Source organism: Campylobacter sp. CNRCH_2015_1657 (assembly GCF_025772685.1).
Lineage (GTDB): Bacteria > Campylobacterota > Campylobacteria > Campylobacterales > Campylobacteraceae > Campylobacter_D > Campylobacter_D lari_D.
On record NZ_JAKMSO010000002.1, the window covers coordinates 96658 to 112681 of the forward strand.

Below are 16024 nucleotides of genomic sequence, written 5' to 3' on the forward strand. Positions count from 1 at the left end.
CTTTATTATAATTTCAAAAATCACAAAGGAGAGAAAATGGACTCAAAAATATTTTTAGAAAATGGTCGTGTTAAAAGTAAAGGTTATGCTATGCTTAGCAAGGATTCTAAATTTACACCTTTTGAATTTACACGCCATAAAGTAGGCAAAAACGACATCTTAATCGCTATCAAGTACGCAGGAATTTGCCATAGCGACATACACACCGCAAGAAGCGAATGGGGCGAGGCAACCTACCCTTGCGTACCTGGTCATGAAATAGCAGGAGAAGTTATCGCAGTGGGTGAAAATGTGAGTAAATTTAAAGTAGGTGATTATGCTGGGGTTGGGTGCATGGTAAACTCATGCGGAGAGTGCGAAGCATGCAAAAAATCTCAAGAGCAATTTTGCGAAAATGGTAAAACCATCTACACTTATAACTGCAAAGATGTATTTCATGATAATGAAAACACCTATGGAGGCTACTCAAACAACATCGTAGTAAGTGAAAAATTTGCTATCAATGTACCCAAAAATGCTCCACTTGACAAAGTAGCACCTTTACTTTGTGCAGGTATTACTACCTATTCACCGCTTAAATTTTCAAACATCAAAGAAGGCTCAAGTGTAGCCGTAGCAGGTTTTGGTGGGCTTGGTATGATGGCAGTAAAATATGCTGTAAAAATGGGCGCAAAAGTAAGCGTTTTTGCAAGAAATGAGAACAAAAAAGTAGAAGCTCTAGCTATGGGTGTGAGTAATTTTTATACTAGTACAGATAAAAGTGCGGTAAAAGAAAGATTTGACCTCATCATCTCCACCATACCAACCCCTTATGATCCGCTAGCTTATATGGATTTATTAAAATTTGGTGGTGAGATGGCTATAGTAGGATTACCTCCACATGAAGTAAGTCCTAGCATTAACATCATTCATTTTGTACATAAAGCCGGTAAAAAAGTATATGGCTCACTTATTGGGGGCATTAAAGAAACTCAAGAAATGCTTGACTTTTCTTTAGAACATGGAATTTATCCTGAAATTGAACTCATCAAACCAAGCGAGATTGACAAAGCTTATGAAAACCTCACTTCAGGAAAAGCCAAATTCCGTTATGTAATCGATATGAGTGAGCAGGATTAATACTCATCAAAAATCACATCGCTAGTATCAAAACCTCTTTGCTTGGCTATTTCAAGCAAAGAGTTTATTTGCTCTTTTGCTAAAATCTCTCTTGATAAAATCCAAAGATATTTTTTATCAGGACTACCTACGATAGAAACTTGATAATTTGTATCAATGTAAATAATCTCATAGTTTGGCTTGTTAAAAACATTCATAAAAATACTAAATTTAACCGCTAAAGATCTTGGAGATTTTACCCTAGCTTTGCCATTTGCCTGAGAGATTTCTCCATTTTCTTTTGTGCATATATTTTTAACTTTGATTATAGGCATAGAGCCTTCATACTCTAGCTCATATTCTGCCTTAGCACTTTTGCAAGTTTTTTGAAAAAATGCAGGTTTTCTAGCCATTTCTAACCATGTACCCATGTATTTTTCTAAATTTATACCATCTAATAATTCTATCATTTTTCTTCCTTTTGATTTGCCTCACCCCAATCACACATCGCTTGTAAAATAGGGATTAAACTTTGACCTTTTTTAGCAAGGCGGTATTCTACTTTTGGAGGGATTTGTGGGTATTCTTTACGCGTGATTAAACCATCATTTTCAAGCTCTCTTAAAGTATGCGTTAAAGTCTTAAAAGAAATATTACCAAGATATCTTTTAAGTTCATTATATCTTACAACTTCATAACGAAACAAACAATACAAAACACTCATCTTATACTTTCCCGAAATCAAAGACAAGGTGTAGTTAAACCCGCATTCTGTAAAATCGCACTTTTCTTCCATATACTTTCCTTTTATATAGTATCTTACATAAATTTCAGTATTGAAATAAAATTATAGTTAAATTATAATTTTAAAAACATAAAAGGATAAAATATGCAAAAAGTATTGTTATTAAATGGTGCAAAAGACTTTGGACACTCTAAAGGAAGACTTAATACAAGCTTACATGAGCTTGCACTTAAAACCTTAAAAGATCTTGGTTTACAAACCCAGCAAACACATATAGATCAAGGCTATGATACAAACAATGAGGTAGAAAAAATTCTAAATGCTGATGTTTTGATTTGGCAAATGCCTGGTTGGTGGATGGGAGAGCCTTGGATAGTGAAAAAATACATTGACGATGTTTTCACAGCAGGACATGGAGTGTTTTATAAAAACGATGGTAGAAGTCATAATGAACCTACTAAGAATTATGGCACAGGTGGGCTTTTAAAAAATAAAAAATACATGCTTTCACTAACTTGGAATGCTCCAATGCAAGCATTTGATGATGAGAATGAATTCTTTAATGGAGCCGGAGTTGATGGAGTGTATTTACACTTTCACAAAGCACATGAGTTTTTAGGAATGAGTGCTTTGCCTACTTTCGTAGCAAATGATGTAATCAAAAATCCTCAAGTACAAGAATATTTCACAAACTATAAAGCACACTTAGAAAAAATTTTTAAAGCTTAGAAATTTGGGATTTGATGCTAGAAATCATTGATTTTTTAGCCTCAAATTCACTTTTTAAATTCAAAATAATCTGTCTTTTAGCCTCAATAAAATCAACAAAACTTTGCATATAATTTTTATAAATTTTTAAAACTACAGGCTTATTTAAAAGTAAATCTTCAAATTCATATACATTAAGCTCGGTTAATACCCTTTGATGTACTTCACTTGCTTTTGGATGATACAAGCTAAACTCAGTGCTATCAAGCTCGTAAAATTCTTTACTTGCATTCATTTTAGTGCTAAAAAATCCCAAAGTAAGTTTAGTAGCACTTTCATAATTTGCCAAAGCTTTTAGATTAAGCTTTTCTAAAAATAGATCAAGTTCAAGTTGGCTTTTAAACAATAATTGCTTAAAATCTTTTAAAAAAAGTTCTTCACTAGCACTAGCAAAGCTTCTAAAACTAGCAAATTCTTTTTCACTTTCTAAGGCATTTTCTTTTTGTAAATTTGAAAATTGAGCCTTAAAAAGCAAAATTTGCTCTTCTAAATTAGTAAAAAATAAGGAAAAATCATCTTTGATTTGACTAAATTCTAAAGCGATTTCATTTTTTAATCTTTTAAATTCCTTATTCATTGCTTCAGAGTTATAAAACATAGCCAAAAACGCATCATCACTTGAAAGATATGGTGCTTTATAAGCAACTTTTTCATAAAGATTTTTCTTAAATAAGCCCTTAGCTTCTTTATAATAACTACTATCTTTTTCTTTGATAAATTTTAAGATTTCTTGAGAAATTTTTTCTCCAACAAGTTTTAATTTATCTAAACAATTATGATTTAAAATTTTGATTTTTTGCTCTAGCTTGCTTACTTTGAAAGTTTGCATAATAGTATTAAATTTAAGCTCTAATTGCTCTAGTGCATTTTGAAATAAATCATATTGATTTGACAAAAGTTCGCATAGATTGCCAAGTTTATCTTTGATAAAATCTTTTTTAATATGCTCATAATCAAGTTCTTTTAAATACTCATAAAGCAAAGGCAAATTTGACTTTTGCAAATCAAATTTTGCTTCTTTGCATGAAATTGCGATGATTTTTTCAAAATACTTATCAAAAACTAAATGAGCGTAATTTAAAACATTTTCTAGCTCATCTTGACTTAACTTATCTTTTTGATTAAGCACGCAAATTCCGCCACGCTCTAAAAGCTTAGCATTTGCTTTTATAGCATCTTCTTCACTTTTTTTGCCTGCATTATCAATCAAGCTAAGCCAAATAGCACTATGCATAAAAGAAAGTTCTTTAAAAGTAGTTAGCGTGTCGGTGGTGTTTGCATTTAAACCTGGGGTATCTATAAGCGTGATATCTTTTAAAAGCTCAATAGGCGCAAAAAGGTGCAAACTTTTAGTTTCTTTTAGCTCATTTCTTTGATCGCTAAATTTAGAAAGCTCATCTATATCTACAATCTCATCACTACCATCTTCATATTCAACTCTTAAAAAATACTCCTTAGCATAGCGTAAAAAAGTAGGTTTAAAAGTCACTGGCACCACGCCTGTTGGCAGGCATTCTTTTTGTAAAATTAAATTTAAAAGCGTGGATTTGCCACTAGAAAATTGCCCTATAATGGCCACATTAATGGCTCTTTTATAGCTAGCTATAATCATCTCAAGATCTTTTAAAAACACATCATTTAAATGCAAACTCGGCTCTAAAAATGCATTTTTTATTGCTAAAATCTTTCCTTCAAAACTATCATCAAAACTTTTACAATAAGCATTTTCATAGGCTTTTAAAAAATCATTAATCAAATCATTTTGCATTTAAAAGCTCCATTTTTAAAGTCTTTAAACTTTGTAATTTTGTATTGTTTTTTTCTAAAAGCTCTTTGGAATTTTGTTCGTTTTGTTCTATTTGTAAAATCAAGTCTTTTAAGTCTTTGATTTGCTCTTCTTGTTCTTTTTCGTATAAATTCAGACTAAGCTCTAAATTAGTAAAAAATTCTTGATTATTTTTTAAATCTAGGGCGATTTTTTCTATATTAAATGTTTGTAATTTTTCTAAAATTTGATTTTCTAAAGAGCTTTCTAGTTTATAAATATCTTGAGTAAACTCTAAATTTTTTAAAAGTTCCGCTTTTAATGTCATAAAAAGATCATTAGTGAAAATGCTTTCTATTTTTGCTTCAACCTTACTTTTAAAATCATCACAATTTTGCTCTAAAATAGCTTTTAAAAAATCATATTTCACGCTTAGTGTATTTTTAATCTCATTGATCTTATATTCACTTTGCTGTTTTAATTCTCTTAAAAGATCAAAAATTCCATCTTTTAAAGTCGTATCGATGATAGTATTTAGTCTTTGAGTGTTGTTTTTGATTTTATTATTTTGATTATATTTTAGCTCATCTATAAGTTTTTCTTTTAATTTCTTAGCTAGTAAATGCAAAAGCGTTAAAATTTCTTGAGTATTTTCATCTTTTGTGCTAAAAATAGCACTTAGTTCTGCTTTTACTTGCATTAATTTTTCTTTTTTTGCTTTAAAATTATTGATAATAGTTTGATTTTGCTTATCAAGCTCAAAGCTTTCATAATTTAGCATTTTATTAGAAAATTTAATTTTTTCTTCTATTTTTTCTAAATGTAATAATAATTCTTTTTTATAAGCACTTAGAGCAATTTTGTTTTTATCATATAAACTTTTAGCTATAAGTTCTTCTAGTGTTAAAATATTACTTTGTTCTAAATTTCCACCTTTTTTTTGATAAAAATCATTAGCTAATTTTGAAGAAATACACACAAAATCTAAATTATCTAATAATTCTTGGCTAAGCTGCTTTTGTGCTAAATTTTCTTTGAGTTTATTTTTAGTATAGTTAATTACTTCTTGCAAGTCTTTTTGACTAAGCAAGTCAGCCTTAGTAAGCACAATTAAAAGCTTACTTACCCTTGAAGTTAGCAAACATTCTATAATAAAATCACAATCTTTTTGACTAAGACTTTGAGAAGCATTCATAAGGTGAATTAAAAAGTCAGCCTTGCTTATATACGCTTTTGTTAAAAGCTCTCTTTGGATAATAACATCATCAAGTCCTGGGGTATCAACTATACAAACATTATCTTTTAAAAAATCAAGCGATGAAAAAAGCTCTATTTTTTTAATAAGTGCTGAAATTTTGCTTTTTGCACTAGTGTAATTTTTTAATTCTTCAATTTTTATTTCTATATTTTTATTTTCTTTTTCAATATACTCATTTAGATTAAAATTTTGCTCTAATTGTTTTATAAGATCTTGCATATCTTGATTATCTTTAGAGCTTTTTAAAATATCTTGCCATTCTTCTTCACTCCAAAAATATATCTTAGCTTTTTGATCTTTGCCGTATTTTAAAACACTCAAATTTGCAGTTTCAGGCACGTTAGATACACCTAAAAAATCTTTTTTTAAAAGTGCATTTAACATACTTGATTTACCTGCATTTACTACACCTGTTACCGCGATAGAAAAATCAATATTGCTAATTTTAACTAAAGCTTCTTGTAAGAGTTTTTGAGCTTTTTCATCCTCGCAAAGCTCTTGTAAGTTTTGATTAATGAGATCTAGTGTTTGATGTGAGTTTTTAACTTCTTGCTTGTAATCTTTTTGAATAACTTTTTGTTTAGATACAAAAGTATGTATTAAAGTATTATCGGTGATTTTTTGAAGTTTTTCCAAGGCTTTTAAAAGCTCATTTTTGTCTAAAATTCCTAAATTTAAAGCGTTAATAAAACAAACTTGCGCATATTGAATACCATAAAGATCTAAGCGTAAATTTAAACTTTTCATCAAACTTTTAAATTCATTTAAAGCGCTAAATCTTTCATAATTTTCAAGATTAGTACTTAAAAGAATTGCTGCTTTTTGAGCATCAATTAAACTTTCATCAAAAAGTGTATTTGTATCAAGATAAACACTATGATTTTGCCAAATTTGTTTTAGTAAGGTTTTAAGTGCCCCCTTTTCTTGGGGGCTAAGATTATTTGTTTCTTTGAGCGACAAGCTGTCTTCTCATATAAGCGATTTTGCTTTGTAAAGGTAGTTCTTTTGGACAATTATCTTCACATGCAAGCAAAGACATACATCCAAACACACCATCATCATCACCCACTAATTCATAAAAATCTTCTATAGTTCTGTGATCATGTGGATCTTGTAAATATCTAGCTGTTCTTAAAAGTCCAGTAGCTGCAATAAAGTCAGGTCTCATTAACTTAGTCGCACAAGAAGCAACACAAATTCCACACTCTATACAACGATCAAGTTCAAAAGTCTCATCAGCAACTTCTGGCTCAATACGCTCTTCAAGTTTAGAAATATCTGTTTCTTTTTCATTATGCACCCAACTTTCAACGCGTTTGCACATACCATCAAACCACTCACCTGTATTAACACTTAAATCTTTTATGTGTCTAAATGCAGGTAAAGGCATAAGCTCTATAACACCATCTGGATAGTCTTTTGTCAATGTTTTACAAGCAAGTTTTGGCTTACCATTGATCATCATAGCACAGCTTCCACAAATCCCTGCTCTACATACAAAGTCAAAACTCAAATCCGCATCCATTTTTTCTCTGATTTGAGTTAAGCACACAAAAATCGTCATAAATGGAGTTTCTTCAAGCTCATAAGTAACAAAATGAGGCTTAGAAATTTTACTTAATGGATTATATTTAAATGCTCTTATTGTTAATTTTCTACTCATAATCAACTCCTATTCTTTGATTTGGTGCTTTAAATTTAGCTTGTAATTCATAAGGCATTAAAGCATGTTGAATTTCATATCTACCTTTGCCTTCTGCTTCCATTTTTTCACGGATCGCATCAACTTCAGCTTGGCGTTTTTCACTTAATGGGTTTTCAATGATATTTCCTTTAGCACCATAACCTCTAAATGCAGGTGGAATTTCCATTTTCATAATGTCAAGATCTTCATACTCAACTCTAGGCATACTTTCACCTTCTACCCAGTAAGTATTTGTTCTTTTCATCCAATTTAAGTCATCTCTTTTTGGATAATCTTCTCTATAATGAGCCCCACGGCTTTCTGTTCTTAAAAGCGCACCATAAGCAACACATAAAGCAATTTTTAGCATTCTTGGAACCCTGTAAGCTTCTTCAAGCTCTGGATTTGCACATTTTAATTCTTTATCATGCACTTTTAGATCAAGTGATTTATGATATAACTCTTCAAGTTCTTTAACCGCTTCTTCAAGACCTTGACCTGTTCTAAAGATAGCTACTTTTTCCCACATAATGTCTTTCATTCTGTTTTTGATTTCAAATACATCATGTTTTCCTTCTTTACTTACAAGAGATTTTAAATAATCATACTCTTTAGAAAGGAAAGATTTAACGATGTTTGTATCAATTTCTGAACCATTTTCTTTACAATATTGTGCAAAATAATCCCCTACGATCATACCTGCAACAACAGTTTCTGAACATGAATTTCCACCCAAGCGGTTAAATCCGTGCATGTCCCAACAAGCTGCCTCACCACATGCAAAAAGACCATTTAGCCATTGACTTTCACCGGTTGGTTTTGTTCTAATACCACCCATTGAGTAATGTTGCATAGGTAAAACTGGCGCCCAGCCTTTTGGACCCTCATCAGCAGGATCAATACCATTAAATGTTTTACAAATATCTTGAACATCGCGAAGATTTTTTTCAACATGAGCACGACCAAGGATAGAAATATCAAGCCATAAATGATCTCCATAAGGGCTTTTTACCCCTTTTCCTTTTCTAATATGTTCCATCATTCTACGACTTACAACATCCCTACTTGCAAGTTCTTTTTTCTCAGGCTCATAATCAGGCATAAAGCGGTAACCATCAACATCTCTTAAGATACCACCATCACCTCTACAACCTTCAGTTAGCAAGATACCACTTGGCACGATTGGAGTTGGATGAAATTGCACTGCTTCCATATTTGAAAGTCTACAAAGTCCAGTTTCAAGTGCAATAGCAGCTCCTGTACCTTCACAAATAACAGCATTTGTAGTTTGTTTATAAATTCTGCCATAACCACCTGTTGCAATCATAGTTCCTCTAGCAACATAAGCAATTAATTCTCCATTAGTTAAATCTCTAGCAATAGCTCCTAAACATTTTTTACCATCATGAATTAATCTTACTGCTTCCATTCTATCAATGATTTTAACTTGATGTTTAATCGCTTCATTTGCCACACCATATAACATACAATGCCCTGTTGCATCAGCTATATAACATGTTCTCCATTTTTTAGTACCACCAAAGTCTCTTGCATTTATAAGACCATGTGCTTCTTCTTTTTCTTCGATAGTAGTTTTTTGAGCGTTTATAACAACAGTTCTAGGTCCTTTTGTAACTCTAGTCCAAGGCACACCCCAAGCAGCAAGCTCACGAACCGCTTTTGGAGCAGTTTGTGCAAACATTCTAGCTACTTCTTGATCACAGCCCCAATCAGATCCTTTTACTGTGTCAGCAAAATGCACATCTTCATTATCACCTTCGCCTTTTACACTATTTCCTAAACTTGCTTGCATACCACCTTGTACAGCAGCTGAGTGAGATCTTTTAACCGGACAAATACTTAATAAAGTTACACTCTGACCACTTTTTGCAACTTCAATAGCAGCTCTTAAACCTGCAAGACCACCACCAATAACTAAAGCATCACTATATTGTATGTTCATATTTAGCTCCATCATAAGTTTTTACTATTTGCGCTACAGAGTTGTTTTGGTAATTATTAAGACCTATTTTTGCAAAAGCAGCTAAGCTTAATACACCTAAAACTAAGAAGAAAATACTAATAAACCATTTTGCTTTTTTAAGTTTTTTACGACTTTCTTTTGCATCTTTACCTTCAAACCAACCCCATTTTACACATAATCTATATAAACCAATACTTCCATGCAACTCAACACAGATTAATAAGGCAATATAAAATAACCACATAAAATGACTTACCACTCTATCGCCTGACATATCAGCACTGATTTTATCTGCATTAGTTATAACAAAAATCAAATGCGCTGAACCTAGGAAAAACATTACAAAACCAGTTGCAGCTTGAACCCACCATAAAGAAGAATCACCATGATTCATATATTTTAAGTGTGTTCTACAAAGTTGATATTGTCTAAAATTGATAGGAAATTTTCTCATTGCAAGACCTGCATGCACAAAGAAAATCACTAAAACACAGGCGGCTAAAAAAGAAGTGATGTAGCTCATCATAGGGCTATCAATGATAAATTTTAGTTCCAAAAAGTGAACTACTGAATCAAAAAAATCATCACTAACCAAAATGGTAGAAACGAAAAACATATGTGCCCACATAAACAAGCCTAAAATCAAGCCTGTTGCACTTTGAATATAGTCAAGTTTTGCTGGCATTTTGCTTTTTTTGCCATCAACACTCTTGCCTAAAAAACCTTCAATGAGTTGGCTCATATTTACTCCTTTAAAAAGTTGATAATTTATAATATCGGAGCAATTATAGAACTTTTATTCTTAAAAAAAATAAAAATTTATAAATTTTTTTTAATATTTCTTAAATAAAAAGATAAAATTAGTCCTAATAAAAACATTATAATACTTAAAATTTGACCCATACTCATACCAAAAACAACAAAGCCTATACCAAAGTCAGGCTCTCTATAAAACTCACAAACAAAACGCGCTAAAGCATAAAAAATTGTATAGTAAGCAATAAGCTCTCCATTGTATTTTTTATATTTTTTTATCAATAATAAAATGATAAAAACTATAAAACCTTCTAAAAATGCTTCATAAAGTTGCGAAGGATGACGCAATATCCCATCTACATAAATACCCCAAGGTACATCCGTAGCTCTACCAAATAGCTCTTGATTTAAAAAATTTCCAATACGCCCAAAAATATAACCACACGGCACACTAATAGCAACCAAATCTAAATATTTCCATAAATTTTGTTTATTTTTTTTACAAAAAGCATAAGTTGCTATTAAAAATCCTATAACAGCACCATGGTAACTCATACCTCTAATTCCTACAAATTCTCCATTATAAAAAGGATTAAAAATTTGCCAAGGATGTGTAAGATACCATAAAGTATTTGCATCATAAATTAAAATATAACCCAATCTTGCACCTAAAATTACACCAATTTCAACCCATATAAAATAACTATCAAGCATAGCTTTTGAAATTCCCATATTGTCTTTAATAGCATAGTATTTTGCAACCATTAAAGCAACAAGTAAGGCTAATACATACATAATACCATACCAATGCACTTTTAAACCAAAAATTTCAAAAGCCACTACATCAAAATTTGCATAAATATTTTGCCAAAATTCCATAAAAAAGCCTTTATAATAAAACACATAATATAGCAAAAAATTGTATAATTATAAAAATAACAAGGAGAGAAAATGAAAAAAATATTATTATTTTTTAGCATAATTTTATTTTTAAGTGCTTGCACTGGTAATCAAAAAACTTATTATATTTCTATGCCAAGTTTTAAAAGTTCTTTTGAAGAACATAACAATACAAAAGAAAATAGCCCAAAAGTTAAAATCAATGAAATAGAAATTATTAAAAATACTTTTTATAGTTCTTATTTTGAACAATCTACCCTAAATCAAAGAATCAATAAAAGCCTAGAATTACTAAAAAAACAGCTATTTAAAGATAGTAAAGCACTATTAGAAAGTAAAGGATATACTATAGATAATGAAAATCCTGATTATGCTTTTAATATTACCATCAGTGCTAACTTATATGAGGATAAAGTTACAAGAAATTCAAGTCTTGGAGGCGATAGTGTAGAATCTTCTTTTATGATTATTTTAGAAGCTCAAAGTCATTTAAATAATTTGCATCAAGAAGATACTTTCCAAAGCACAACGAGTTCAGCAAAATTAAATGATCCTATTATTTTAAACTATCCTATAAAAGGTCAAGCAAGTATAGAAAGTTTTAGACAAGTTTATAGTGCTGTCCCAACCCAAGTAAATGAAAGTCTTGCAGCTAGTGCTTTGGAAATTGATAAAGTTTTTGTTGCTTTTTACAAAGAAATCACTTCTAGTTTAAAAACCAATATAAAAGAAATCAAGGAAGAATCAAAAGTACAAGAAAATTTAGAAGCTCAAGATATAAAACAAGATAGTAAAAAGGAAGAAAAAATCTCTCCTTATCAAAATAATGAAGTAATTATTTTTGAATAGCTAAAGCATGAAACACTTTGATTCTAAATTTAAGATCAATGTGTTTTTCTTCTGATTTAAATTCAACAGGCGTACTTATTTCTATTAAATTTTTATATCTTTGTAAATCATTTAAAAAAGAATAAAAAGCTTGTGGATTTTTCATCTTTACGCTAACTCCAAATTGATATTTTAAATATTCTTGTCTTTTTTTAATAGGAATAAGATTTATTTTAACATCATCAAAATAATTTTTCATAAAATCCATTAATTCTTTTTGAGAAAATTCCGCATTGATTTGAGCTAAATTTTGCGCGTTTGTACTTTGAAAATCTCTAATAACCTTTTCCAAAGCTTGTAATTCATTTAATGCTTTGGTGTTTTGAATTTGTTGAGCGGCTAATCTGGAATGTTCGATTTTATAATCCTTCAAAAAGGGTACAATTAAGAATAAAATCAATATTGCACAAAGTGCAACAAATGAAAAAGAGTAAATCAATATCTTTAATATATCAGCTTCTTCTAAGCTCTTATCTTTTTTGTTCATACATTTCCTCTGGTATAGTAATATTTACACTAACAAAGCGATACCACCCATTTTCTAATTGATAATAGCTTGTTTGAGAATTTGAAAAAATACTTCTTAATGGGGCTTCTAACAACAAAGCAAACATTTCTTTAGTAGGTGTAATACCTCTTAAAATAAGCGACCTATCTTCCATTAAAACCTCATCTAAAGATATATTTTTAGGCACTAAAGTAAAAAGGTTTTGAATACTTTTTAATAAAACTTTATTTTTACCATTCTCTCGTTCTTGTTCTAAATCCCCTAAAATCATTTCTGCTTTATTATTTTGTCTTACTAATTCTTGATATTTAAGTTTATTGGAATTAATTTGAGCTATGATTTGAGCCAATTCTTTTTTCTTATCATCAAGTTGCACAGATGCGTAGTAGCTTTTAAAAACAACAACAATAAACACCACAAAAATCAAAGACACACTAATACTAGTAAAATAAATCCAAATTCTAGTAAAAAGATTAAAAACTGGTTTTATCTTCGGCTTTATTAAACTATATCTCATAGCTTCAAATCCTTAACTACAAGCTCATTCATCAAATTTAAAGTATCTATAAGCTCTACTTTTGGCTTTATAAAAAGCTCATTTTCTAAATAATCTAGCGAGGTTGCACTAAAACTTTCCTCATCAAAAATTACAATTTCTTCTAAAAAACTATTATCATACAAAGGATTATGATAAAATTCTTTTACACTTGAAATGATGTATTCTATCATTTTCATATCTGAACTAAAATTTTCTAAAGATTCCATAGGAAGCTGTTCTTCATTCTCATCTAAATCTTCAAGCTTATCAAGTTCTTTACTCATCTCTTCTAAACTTTTTAAATCATAATTTTGTTCATTTTCTTCTTCTTGGCTTTCATCATCAATTTGCAAATCAAATTCTTCTTTAATGTCATCAAAAAAATCAACTTCGTCATAATTTTGACTAGCTATATTAAAATAACTTCCAAATAATATAATCTCATTTTTACAAATTAACATCGCAACAAAATCATGATATCTATACACATAAAGGCCTATTTTTTCTTCAAAACCTCTATTTGCTATACAATGATAAAGCAAAGAAAAAGGTGAGTAAAGCAAATCTAAACCACCAAAAGCTTCATAATCTTCTTTGTAAGAACTCAAAGATTGATTGGAAACATACAACAAAGCATTATTAAAAGGAATACATTTAACATTATTTGCTTCTACTCCAAAATTAGAAAGCTCTTTGAAATTTGAACTTGGCACTACACCTTGAGCAATAGGTGTAAAAAAGGTACAAATATAATAAATTTGAAAGTCTTTACTTAAATTTTTAACATATTCTATTGCTTTTTCTTTATCTTCAAAACTTTTTTCAAAAGTATCAACTGGTTGAGATTTTTTCCAAGTATGACATCTTATAATGTATTGTTTTTCATCATAACAAATACAAATTAAAAGCTGTAAAATATACTTTCTAAAAAAAGATAACATGGTGTTTATCCTTTGTCTATTTGACTTATCATATCAAATTTTTCTTTTATCAATACTTTAGCTTCTTCTAAATTCAAATTTTGTATTTTGATTTCTTCACTTAATCTATAAGTAATCTTAGAAAAAGGCTTAGGTAAAATCATTTTATCCCAACTTTTAAATTTCCAAAAAGAACTTGCTTCATAATTTAGCAAAAAAAGTGGAGCATTTTTTTTTAAAGCTATCATCACAGAACCATCTGAAACACTATGATAAGGTCCTCTTGGCCCATCTGGAGTGATAATCACATCATCGCCTTGATCTAAAATTTTAAAAGATTGTTTTAATAAAGCCAAAGCACCTTTGCTTGTGCTACCTCTTAAAGTATCTAAACCAAAAAAAGCAATATTTCTAGCAATGATCTCCCCATCTTTATGGTGTGAAATCATCACATAAGCCTTTTTTCCTTTAATACCCATTTTACGATAAGCAAAAGGCATTAGAGCAAGACGCCCATGCCAAAAAAGTATCACACATGATCTTTTTGGAAGCTTTTGCCCTAAATAAACCTTTCTACAAGTTAAAAAAATTAGCCATTGTAATAAAAAAATTCCAAAGGCTAAAAGATTAATCTTAAAGGATTTCGCCATTTAACACCATACGCCTAGGATTGGTGATTTTTACTTTTTTCATTTGTCCTAATAGCTCTTCACTGCCTTTAACTTGAATCAAAAAATTATTATCACTTCTACCTGCTACAAAACCTTCACTTCTTAATTCTTCAAATAAAACTTCAAATTCTTTGTCTTTTTGTTTTACAACAATTTCATCTAAAATTTCTGTATGTCTTGCTTGTAAAACACTCAAGCGTTTTGAAGCTATATCATCAGGAATTTGATTTGGCATAGTTGCAGCTTTAGTTAATGGTCTTTTAGAGTATTTAAAAGAAAACATTTGCTCAAATCGCACTTTTTCAAGCACATCCATGGTATCTTCAAAGTCTTTATCACTCTCACCTGGAAAAGCCACAATCACATCAGTAGAAATACTCACATCTTTACACATAGAACGAAGTTTTAATGCTCTATCTAAATACCACTCTTTAGTATATCCGCGTTTCATAGCCTTTAAAATTTCACTTGAACCACTTTGCAAAGGCATATGCATAGACTTACAAACTTTAGGATTTTTAGAAAAAACCTCTAAAAATCTATCGTCCATATGCAATGGATGTGGGCTTGTAAAGCGGATACGCTCCAAACCTTCAATTTCACTTAACTTTTCCAAAAGATCTGAAAAATTAATCTTTTCATGAGCATTAGAAAATCTTTTGCCGTAATTGTTAACATTTTGTCCTAGTAAAAAAATCTCTTTAGCACCCTTAGAAACAGCTTTTAATGCTTCATTTTTAATAATCTCAAAAGGTATAGAAATCTCATCTCCTCTTGTGTGAGGCACTATACAATAAGTACAATGCTTATCACAACCTATGGAGATATTAATATAGGTCTTATAAAGGCTATTTCTAAAATCTGCAAAAGCATAATTACTCTCATCAAAATCTATATCATTACCTAAAAATTTTGGAGTATTTACAGCCTTTGTGATTTTAGAAACATTTCTAGCGCCCAAAACAAAATCCACACTAGGAGCACGCTTGAAAATCTCATCTCCCAAATGTGAAGCAGTGCAACCACAAACTCCTATTTTAGCTCCATTTTTTTTGATTTTTTCAAAACTTCCAACTTCTGAAAAAAGCTTATGTACAGGCTTTTCACGCACCGAGCAAGTATTGATTAAAATCAAATCTGCTTCTTTTGCATCTTGAGTTAATTCATAATTTTCTTTTTCTTTAAGTTCGGCTATCATGTGCTCTGAATCACGCACATTCATAGCACAACCTAAAGTTTGTATAAAAAGTTTTTTACTCAAAGAATATGTACCTCATACATAAAATCTGCATCATCTAAACCATATTTGATTGTTCTATGATAAACACATTTTCCTTTTTTTTCAAAATGCTCCACCAAAGCGATTAATTGCTTATGGGCATTATCTTTATCAAAATAGAAAAATTTTTGACCTTCTTTATCTACAGCCTTTTCAATACTTTCTAAACTTATACTTTTTGGCTTTTCATCAACAGAGGTTCTTGCTATTTTTAAGTCCATATCATCATCCTCAAGTTTTTTTAATCTGAAATTATAGCAAA

Annotated in this window: 17 protein-coding genes; 3 read left to right on the plus strand and 14 right to left on the minus strand. The window is 30.2% G+C overall.

What is annotated here, in order from left to right:
- Nucleotides 1-36 precede the first annotated feature (36 nt).
- Complete coding sequence (locus L8X27_RS02255) at nt 37-1119, plus strand: NAD(P)-dependent alcohol dehydrogenase (RefSeq protein WP_263681003.1); 1083 nt, start codon at nt 37-39, stop codon at nt 1117-1119.
- On the opposite strand, the gene L8X27_RS02260 is transcribed toward L8X27_RS02255, so the two are convergent.
- Nucleotides 1116-1568 carry a lipocalin family protein gene (locus L8X27_RS02260; RefSeq protein ID WP_263671024.1) on the minus strand — a complete coding sequence of 151 codons (453 nt, stop codon included), beginning with the start codon at nt 1566-1568 and terminating at the stop codon, nt 1116-1118. The two genes, L8X27_RS02255 and L8X27_RS02260, sit on opposite strands and share 4 nt — an antisense overlap.
- Nucleotides 1565-1894 carry a MarR family transcription factor RrpA gene (gene rrpA / locus L8X27_RS02265; protein WP_263671025.1) on the minus strand — a complete coding sequence of 110 codons (330 nt, stop codon included), beginning with the start codon at nt 1892-1894 and terminating at the stop codon, nt 1565-1567. Before rrpA ends, L8X27_RS02260 begins: the two co-directional genes overlap by 4 nt.
- 93 nt (nt 1895-1987) lie before the next feature.
- Here rrpA and L8X27_RS02270 point away from each other — a divergent pair, with 93 nt between their 5' ends.
- Nucleotides 1988-2572: an NAD(P)H-dependent oxidoreductase gene (locus L8X27_RS02270; protein ID WP_263671026.1), complete on the plus strand. Its 585-nt coding sequence runs from the start codon at nt 1988-1990 to the stop codon at nt 2570-2572.
- Here L8X27_RS02270 and L8X27_RS02275 read toward each other — a convergent pair.
- The 6 genes from L8X27_RS02275 to lgt form a co-directional block, all read right to left on the minus strand.
- Nucleotides 2562-4379: a dynamin family protein gene (locus tag L8X27_RS02275; RefSeq protein ID WP_263671027.1), complete on the minus strand. Its 1818-nt coding sequence runs from the start codon at nt 4377-4379 to the stop codon at nt 2562-2564. The genes L8X27_RS02270 and L8X27_RS02275 overlap by 11 nt on opposite strands.
- Nucleotides 4369-6594 (minus strand): dynamin family protein, encoded by a 2226-nt coding sequence (locus tag L8X27_RS02280; RefSeq protein ID WP_263671028.1) that lies wholly within the window; start codon nt 6592-6594, stop codon nt 4369-4371. Before L8X27_RS02280 ends, L8X27_RS02275 begins: the two co-directional genes overlap by 11 nt.
- Complete coding sequence (locus tag L8X27_RS02285; protein WP_012661078.1) at nt 6572-7297, minus strand: fumarate reductase iron-sulfur subunit; 726 nt, start codon at nt 7295-7297, stop codon at nt 6572-6574. The genes L8X27_RS02280 and L8X27_RS02285 overlap by 23 nt, the downstream gene beginning before the upstream one ends.
- The gene (locus L8X27_RS02290) at nt 7290-9281 is read right to left on the minus strand and encodes a fumarate reductase flavoprotein subunit (protein ID WP_220566271.1); all 1992 of its coding nucleotides are present in this window, start codon (nt 9279-9281) and stop codon (nt 7290-7292) included. The genes L8X27_RS02285 and L8X27_RS02290 overlap by 8 nt, the downstream gene beginning before the upstream one ends.
- A complete protein-coding gene (locus L8X27_RS02295; protein ID WP_070255907.1) occupies nt 9265-10044 on the minus strand; it encodes a fumarate reductase cytochrome b subunit in 780 nt (259 codons plus the stop codon). The genes L8X27_RS02290 and L8X27_RS02295 overlap by 17 nt, the downstream gene beginning before the upstream one ends.
- A gap of 77 nt (nt 10045-10121) precedes the next feature.
- Nucleotides 10122-10937, minus strand: a complete 816-nt coding sequence (lgt, locus tag L8X27_RS02300) for a prolipoprotein diacylglyceryl transferase (protein WP_263671029.1) — start codon at nt 10935-10937, stop codon at nt 10122-10124.
- Nucleotides 10938-11009: 72 nt separating this feature from the next.
- Between lgt and L8X27_RS02305 the strand changes: the two genes are divergently transcribed.
- Complete coding sequence (locus tag L8X27_RS02305) at nt 11010-11807, plus strand: membrane lipoprotein lipid attachment site-containing protein (protein ID WP_263671030.1); 798 nt, start codon at nt 11010-11012, stop codon at nt 11805-11807.
- Here L8X27_RS02305 and L8X27_RS02310 read toward each other — a convergent pair.
- The 6 genes from L8X27_RS02310 to L8X27_RS02335 are packed head-to-tail and all read right to left on the minus strand — an operon-like array spanning nt 11794 to nt 15983.
- On the minus strand, nt 11794-12333 hold the full coding sequence (locus L8X27_RS02310) for a hypothetical protein (protein WP_070255897.1): 540 nt from the start codon (nt 12331-12333) through the stop codon (nt 11794-11796). The two genes, L8X27_RS02305 and L8X27_RS02310, sit on opposite strands and share 14 nt — an antisense overlap.
- The gene (locus tag L8X27_RS02315) at nt 12317-12871 is read right to left on the minus strand and encodes a hypothetical protein (RefSeq protein ID WP_220566268.1); all 555 of its coding nucleotides are present in this window, start codon (nt 12869-12871) and stop codon (nt 12317-12319) included. Before L8X27_RS02315 ends, L8X27_RS02310 begins: the two co-directional genes overlap by 17 nt.
- Nucleotides 12868-13833, minus strand: a complete 966-nt coding sequence (locus L8X27_RS02320) for a hypothetical protein (RefSeq protein WP_133319440.1) — start codon at nt 13831-13833, stop codon at nt 12868-12870. Before L8X27_RS02320 ends, L8X27_RS02315 begins: the two co-directional genes overlap by 4 nt.
- Before the next feature lie 5 nt (nt 13834-13838).
- Nucleotides 13839-14462 carry a lysophospholipid acyltransferase family protein gene (locus tag L8X27_RS02325; RefSeq protein ID WP_263671031.1) on the minus strand — a complete coding sequence of 208 codons (624 nt, stop codon included), beginning with the start codon at nt 14460-14462 and terminating at the stop codon, nt 13839-13841.
- Nucleotides 14446-15744 carry a tRNA (N6-isopentenyl adenosine(37)-C2)-methylthiotransferase MiaB gene (gene miaB / locus L8X27_RS02330; RefSeq protein WP_220566266.1) on the minus strand — a complete coding sequence of 433 codons (1299 nt, stop codon included), beginning with the start codon at nt 15742-15744 and terminating at the stop codon, nt 14446-14448. Before miaB ends, L8X27_RS02325 begins: the two co-directional genes overlap by 17 nt.
- Complete coding sequence (locus tag L8X27_RS02335; RefSeq protein ID WP_070255886.1) at nt 15741-15983, minus strand: HP0268 family nuclease; 243 nt, start codon at nt 15981-15983, stop codon at nt 15741-15743. Before L8X27_RS02335 ends, miaB begins: the two co-directional genes overlap by 4 nt.
- Between the last annotated feature and the right edge of the window lie 41 nt (nt 15984-16024).